This window comes from Microcoleus sp. C2D2 (assembly GCF_036702495.1).
Lineage (GTDB): Bacteria > Cyanobacteriota > Cyanobacteriia > Cyanobacteriales > Microcoleaceae > Microcoleus.
In genome coordinates, this window is the sequence record NZ_JAUBTO010000272.1 from 1 (window position 1) to 5,499 (window position 5,499).

The 5,499-nt window shown below is 44.1% G+C and carries 1 protein-coding gene; it reads left to right on the forward strand.

Translation table 11 applies throughout. The features are described 5' to 3' along the window. Window positions 1-465 precede the first annotated feature (465 nt). Window positions 466-5,499 (forward strand): AAA family ATPase (locus tag QUB61_RS37515; protein ID WP_333136275.1); only part of this gene is annotated, 5,034 nt, incomplete at its 3' end.

Consider the following 5,499-nt stretch of genomic DNA (forward strand, 5'->3'; position numbering starts at 1 on the left):
AAGACAGGTCACACAATTTAGATTAATTGCAACAGTCCCAAACTCGATCGCTACATTATTACACCGCGAGTCCCTGACGGCTTTGAGAGTGGGCTTGTCTTGAGAGTTGGCGACCGCTACGCGCCAGGGAACTCTCAGCAGCTATAGCAGATGTTGAAGGCTTGAGTTATCTACCAGATCGGGAAAATGTAATTGGGGGCAATGGTTGGAGCGATTAAGAACGTCCTCACCATCGGGCGCGGTTGCTATATCTGAATATCTTGGCAACAGAAAATGCGATCGGCGGTTAACGCACAATAGAAACCTTGCTCACGAAATCCGGACAATCAGAAAGTATTTGCAGGCTGCTACCCGAAAGACTAAACATTTTGTCAACAAACCTTTTTTTTGCCTTTCTAACGCGCTATTATCTACAGAAAGCTGGTGCATTTTGACGGCTCGTTAATTTTTAGCTGAAAAATCAATATGCTCTCTATTGCAGGCGTTGCCGCCCAGACACTTCTCTATGAAAGTGCCAACTCTCTGGTTTACCGGGCGATTCGGGAAGCAGATAAAGGGCCGATTATCCTCAAACTTCTCAAAGAAAGCTACCCCACACCTCAAGAATTGGTGCGCTACCGCACCGAATACCGCATCACCCAAGAGCTAAAAGAGCCAGGAGTCGTGCGGGTTTATGACTTGCAAAAATACCAAAACAGCCTCGTGATGTTTGTCGAGGACTTTGGCGGCGAATCCTTGACAATTTGGATGCAGCAGCGGAAGTTTAGCGTAAAGGAGTTTCTGCTTCTTGCGATCGCCACCACGGAAATTTTAGGGCAAATTCACAGAGCAAACATCATCCACAAAGATATTAACCCTTCTAATATTGTTTACAACCCCCAAACAAAACAATTAAAAATTATTGATTTTGGCATTTCCACTCAGCTAAGCCGAGAAACACCGATACTGAAAAACCCCGGAGTTCTGGAAGGAACCCTTGCTTACATCTCACCAGAACAAACCGGGAGAATGAATCGTAGTCTCGATAACCGGGCTGATTTTTACTCCCTCGGCGTCACCTTCTACGAATTGCTGACAGGCAAATTGCCTTTTGAGACAGAAGATGCTTTAGAACTGGTTCACTGCCACATTGCCAGACAGCCGCTTTCCCCGCACGAAATCCAACCAGAAATTCCCCTAATTATCTCGCTTCTTGTCAGTAAATTGATGGCGAAAAATGCCGAAAACCGCTATCAAACTGCCTTGGGGATAAAACATGATTTAGAAATGTGTCTGGTTCAATTACAAGAAACGGACAGCATAAAAGAATTTGACTTGGGAACGCGGGATATTACAGACCGTTTCCTAATTCCCGAAAAGTTATACGGCAGAGAAGCTGAAGTCGCTCAACTATTAGCTGCCTTTGAGCGAGTCAGTACAGGTAGCGCCGAAATGATGCTGGTAGCTGGTTTTTCTGGCATTGGTAAAACCTCCGTAGTCAACGAAGTCCACAAGCCGATAGCCAGACAGCGGGGCTATTTTATTAAAGGCAAATACGACCAATTCCAGCGCAATATTCCCTTCAGTGCATTTGTGCAAGCATTTCGGGAATTGATGGGGCAATTATTATCAGAAAGTGACGCTCAATTACAAACATGGAAAACCAGGATTCTGACAGCAGTGGGCGACAGCGGGCAAGTGCTAATTGAGGTAATTCCTGAATTAGAACGCATCATTAGCCCTCAACCTCCTGCATTAGAACTGTCGGGGACTGCCGCCCAAAATCGCTTTAATTTGCTGATGGAAAAGTTTGTGCAAGTATTTACTACTGCCTCACATCCCTTAGTGATGTTTTTGGATGATTTGCAGTGGGCGGATTCGGCATCTTTGAAATTGTTACAACTGTTAATGCAGGATAGGGGGCATCTGTTAGTGTTAGGTGCTTATCGGGATAATGAGGTGTCACCTACTCATCCGTTTATGCTGACGGTGGATGAAATTGTGAAGTCTGGGGCAGTGGTGAATACTATTACCCTGCAACCTTTGAGTTTAGCAGATCTCAATCAGTTGGTAGCAGATACGCTGATTTGCGATTTATCCTCTTCTCAACCCTTGACAGAATTGGTTTATCAAAAAACCAAAGGTAATCCTTTTTTCTCGACTCAATTCCTCAAGTCTTTGTATGAAGAGGGTCAAATTATCTTTGACTGGGATGTACGGCATTGGCAGTGCGATATTGCTCAAGTTACATTTGCCGACGCCTCGGATGTGGTGGAGTTTATGGCGGCGCAATTGCAGAAGTTGCCTGCCCCTACTCAGGAGGTTCTCAAACTTGCCGCGTGCATTGGGGCGCAGTTTGATTTAGATACATTGGCAATAGTCAACGAAGAACTACCAGAACAAACAGCATCAGCACTTTGGAGAGCATTACAAGAAGAACTCATTTTACCCATTACAGAAGGCTATAAATGCTTCATTCCAACAGACGATCGATCCCATACTGAGTCTATTACCAATCCCACTTATAAGTTCTTGCACGATCGCGTCCAGCAAGCAGCTTATTTCCTAATAGCCGAAAACCAAAAACAAGCAACTCACCTGAAAATAGGACAATTACTTCAAAAAAATTACTCAAAAATAGAAAAAGCAGAAAAACTCTTCGATATAGTGGGTCATTTGAATCGAGGAAAGCAGTTAATTACTCAACCAAATGAACAGGAAGCCTTAGCAAAAATTAACTTAAAAGCTGCATATAAGGCGAGAAATTCTACCGCCTACGCAGCCGCAATGGTCTATCTGCAAACAGGCATTAATTTACTCACAGACCAATGCTGGCAAACTCAGTATGAATTGACTCTAAATTTTTATGTTGCTGCTGCCGAAGCCGCCTATTTGAATGCTGATATTGACAACATGGAACAGATGGCAGCACAGGTGTTGCAGAATGCTCAGACGATTTTAGACAAAGTTAAAATTTACGAAATTCAGATATCCGCACGGACAGCCCAAAACAAGATATTAGAAGCGCTCGCTGTGGGTAGAAAGGCACTAAAACAATTAGGGGTTGAACTCCCGACTGAACCTAACGAAGCCTTGATTAGTAAAGCGCTACAAACCCTTGCGGGCCAACTTCAGGACAGACAGATTGAGGAACTCGTTGACCTACCTGTGATGACCAATTCCCAGACTCAAGCAGCCATGCAACTGTTAAGAATGTTACTGGGATCGATGCTCTTGGGAATGCCCGGTTTATTGCCCCTGCTGAGCTCCACGATGGTGAGTTTATCGCTCCAATTTGGGAATGCACCCGCATCGACTGTGGGGTATGCGATGCACGGGATGGTGTTATGTGCCTTTTTAGGAGATGTCGAAACCGGCTATGGCTTTGGGCAATTGGCACTCTCATTGCTCCATAGGTTCAATGTGCCCGAATTCAAGTCCCAAATTCTGCTTCTGTTTGGTGCTTGGATTCAGCATCGCCAAGAATCTCTCTTGGCAACGATACCGACGCTGAAAGATGGCTATACTGCGGGCATGGAAACTGGCGATTTTCTATACGCTGGCTACAACATAAATTTTTACTTTTATACCAACTTTTTCAGTGGGGTAGAACTGGATACTTGGGAACCAGAACTAGCAGGTTACAGGGCTGTCATGGCGCAGTTGAAACAATATTCGGCTCAGATTTATTTGGATATGATTCAGCAGACGGTGCAGAACTTGAGGGAAACCCGTATTCGGTCGGATTTCTTAATAGGAACTGCCTACGATGAAACGGTGATGCTTCCCAAGTACTATCAGGATAATGAATTCGGGGCGATCGCTTGTGCCTGCATCTACAAACTGCTGCTTGCTTACTGCTATGGCAATTACACGGCTGCCCTAGACCACATTACCCAAGTCAAACAGTATTTGATGGGAGTATCGGGCTCGGTTTTTGTTCCGATTTTTCATTTTTATGCCGCCCTCACCCACCTGGCACTTTTTCGGGTACAACCAGCAATTGAGCAAACTGAAATTCTGGGCTTAGTGGAAACCCATCAAACTACTCTGCACCAATGGGCGCAAAATGCTCCGATGAATTATCTACATAAATGGTATTTGGTTGAGGCAGAAAAACATCGCGTTTTCGGCAATAAAGCTGAGGCGATTGAAATGTACGATCGCGCCATTTCTGGAGCCAAAGAAAATAAATTCCTCAACGAAGAAGCACTAGCTAACGAACTAGCAGCCAAATTCTACTGGGAATGGAGCAAAGAAAAAATTGCTCAAACCTACATGATTGAGGCCTATTATTGTTATGTTCAATGGGGAGCCACCGCTAAGGTAACGGATTTAGAAACGCGATATCCGCAGTTATTGGCGCCAATCCAACCGGGAATAAAAACCACTAAAACTAAGGCCTCAGTGACGACGACGAGTTCTGGTTCTAACTTAGATATCACCACAGTAATGAAAGCTTCTCAAACGATTTCCGGTGAAATAATGCTAGATAAGCTCATGTCGAGCTTGATGAAAATTCTGATGGAAAGTGCCGGGGCCCAAAGAGGATATCTAATTTTATCAAGTCAGGGAAAACTGTTAATTGAAGCTGAAGGGAAAATAGATGACAATCCCGTTACCGTGTTGCAGTCAATCGAGGTTGAAAATTGTCAGGAACTTTCCTGTGCAATTGTCAATTATGTAGCCCGCACTCAAGAAAGCGTGGTACTAGATGATGCTGTCCGAGCGGGACAATTTACCAACGACCCCTACATCCAAAAGCATCAGCCCAAATCAATTTTATGTGTGCCACTGATTAATCAATCTCAAATCATTAGTATTGTTTACCTAGAAAACAATCTCACAGCCGGAGCTTTTACACCAGAAAGAGTGGAACTATTAAAAGTGTTATCTGGACAGGCGGCGATCTCGATCCAAAATTCTAAACTCTATACACAAGTCCGCGAAAGCGAGAACAGACTCGCTCAATTTTTAGAAGCAATCCCAGTGGGGGTGTCAGTGCTGGATGCTTCTGGCAAATTTTACTATAGTAATCGCGTTGCTATTCAATTATTAGGTAAAGGAGTTATCCCTAACGTCACCAGCGAGCAACTACCAGAGGTTTATCAACTCTATAAAGCTGGAACCGAGCAGGAATATCCCTTTGCTGACTTGCCGATTGTGCGGGCGTTGAAGGGCGAAAGTGCCACCGCTGAGGATATGGAAATCCACCAAGGCGACAAGATTATTCCGATAGAGGTTTGGGGTACTCCCATCTATGATGAAAAAGATAATATTTCTTATGCAATGGTAGCCTTTCAAGATATCACGTCCCGCAAGAAAGCCGAAACAGAGCAGCTCAGGTTCACCAATGAACTTTTTCAAATCAACAAAGCTTACGAGCGCTTCGTCCCCAATCAGTTCCTCCATTTTTTAGAAAAGTCAAGCATTATTGATGTGGAATTAGGCGATCAAGTACAGTTAGAAATGTCGGTGCTATTTTCTGATATTCGTGACTTTACGACAATTTCAGAAAAG